The organism is Marinobacter gelidimuriae (genome assembly GCF_000372805.1).
Taxonomy (GTDB): Bacteria; Pseudomonadota; Gammaproteobacteria; order Pseudomonadales; family Oleiphilaceae; genus Marinobacter; species Marinobacter gelidimuriae.
This window is the reverse complement of record NZ_KB889850.1, coordinates 1-1,559: the sequence shown is the minus strand read 5'-3', so window position 1 is coordinate 1,559 and position 1,559 is coordinate 1. Positions and strand designations below refer to the sequence as shown.

General features: G+C 47.4%; 2 protein-coding genes and 1 pseudogene. 2 read left to right on the top strand and 1 reads right to left on the bottom strand.

From position 1 onward, the window contains the following. A pseudogene (locus tag A3OI_RS21560) lies at positions 1-212 on the bottom strand (IS4-like element ISHch2 family transposase); the annotation flags it as partial. Positions 213-817: 605 nt separating this feature from the next. On the opposite strand from A3OI_RS21560, the gene A3OI_RS23625 reads away from it, so the two are divergent. Both A3OI_RS23625 and A3OI_RS0103265 read left to right on the top strand, forming a co-directional pair. Then, positions 818-1,039: a helix-turn-helix domain-containing protein gene (locus tag A3OI_RS23625; RefSeq protein WP_155903008.1), complete on the top strand. Its 222-nt coding sequence runs from the start codon at positions 818-820 to the stop codon at positions 1,037-1,039. Positions 1,040-1,131: 92 nt separating this feature from the next. Next, positions 1,132-1,559 (top strand): tetratricopeptide repeat protein (locus A3OI_RS0103265; protein WP_040474896.1); only part of this gene is annotated, 428 nt, incomplete at its 3' end.

Here is a 1,559-nt window from a genome sequence, read left to right as displayed (position 1 = left end):
ACCACCTGGGTTTCAAAGGCCGAGCCATTGAGCGTCTGAAAGAAGGCATCCAGTTCGGTTTGCAGGGCGCTGTTGGGTTGATTGAGCAGAAACAGGACCAGATTGGGGAAGGTCAGATGGCGTTTGCGGGTAAAGTGCTTCGGATGGGTTCGATGCTGGGCAATAAACTCGGGGCAGCTTAGCAGGCTGGTTAATTTATGTACAATTTTCAGCCAGGACCTCGGTTGGGCTGTCAAGCGTTGGTTTTTTATTGCGCTCCATAGGGCATTTCCTTGTTGATGGGTGAGGTCTAATTATATGATATTTTTGGGGAAATGTCTTAAGTTGCTGACATTGGATCTCGGCCTGGTGAATCAACTCGTATACCTTGCGCTGCCTAATTTTGACTCAATCAGCGTTAGTTCTGTTTTGACGCTAAGGTTAAGTACCTGTAATGTAATTGATTAAATCTATGAAACATGGACGTCCCCAGATGATTCGGCCAGCATCTTTCGCTCCCTTCGCGCTTTTGGCTTTACTCCTTTTTAGCTCTCAATCCTTTGCGTGGTCTGTGTTCTGTTACACAGATAAGTTTTCAGACGAACGCTCTTGCCATCTTTCTGACGTTCCTCGTGCACCTGAGGCGAAAGTAGTCGTCAAAGTGTACAAATCAAATTTCTTTTTATGGTTTGGAGATCAAGAGTCTAGATATGAAATGCGCGGGTTGATTAGGGTGGATAACTTCGAAGTTAGAGATCTGACAACAAACCTCGGTGGGTAATGCGTTAAGAAAAAAGGTGTTCACGTTCAACCGGAATGAGGGTTCACGTTCGCCGGAATACGCAATGACCTGATTAGAGAGCGAACGATAGCAGAGCTTGAGGCGGCCAGAGCCAGGGGACGCAAAGGGGGTCGGAAACCAGCGATGTCAGACTCAGGCACTAAGAAGGCCAATGCAATGCTGTCGAGCCCAAGCATTACAAAAAAAGAGGTCGCCGAACATTTTGGCATCAGTCGGACAACATTGAATTCGTCACTTACTCGCAGAGTTAACGAGTAACAGGGCAAAAATATATTTTTCTCAGGGGTGGGTCACCTAAATAGCACGTTCTTTTAAAATGAAAACCAATATCACTAAAGAGCAAGGAATTGATGATGCTACGGAAAACAGTGAGGTTCATGTGCGTGCTGCTTACCACGTTAAGCCTAGGGTTCGCACTGACAGGCGCAGCAGCGGATTTCAACAAAGCTTTTTACGCATACGGTAAAGGCGACTATAAAACAGCTATCGAAGAGTGGAGAATTTTAGCAAACCAAGGCGACGCAGAAAGCCAGGCCTCTCTAGGTACCATGTATCTCTTAGGCCAGGGAGTTCCCGAAGACCTCACTAAATCGGCTCAGTGGACTCGTCGTGCTGCCGAACAGGACTATGCCCCAGCTCAATTTTATCTAGGCATCATGTATGGCAATGGCCATGGGGTATCTCAGGATTATGCCGAGGCGGCTCAGTGGTATCGCCGTGCTGCCGAACAGGGCTATGCCCGAGCTCAATATTCTCTAGGCATCATGTATGGCAATGG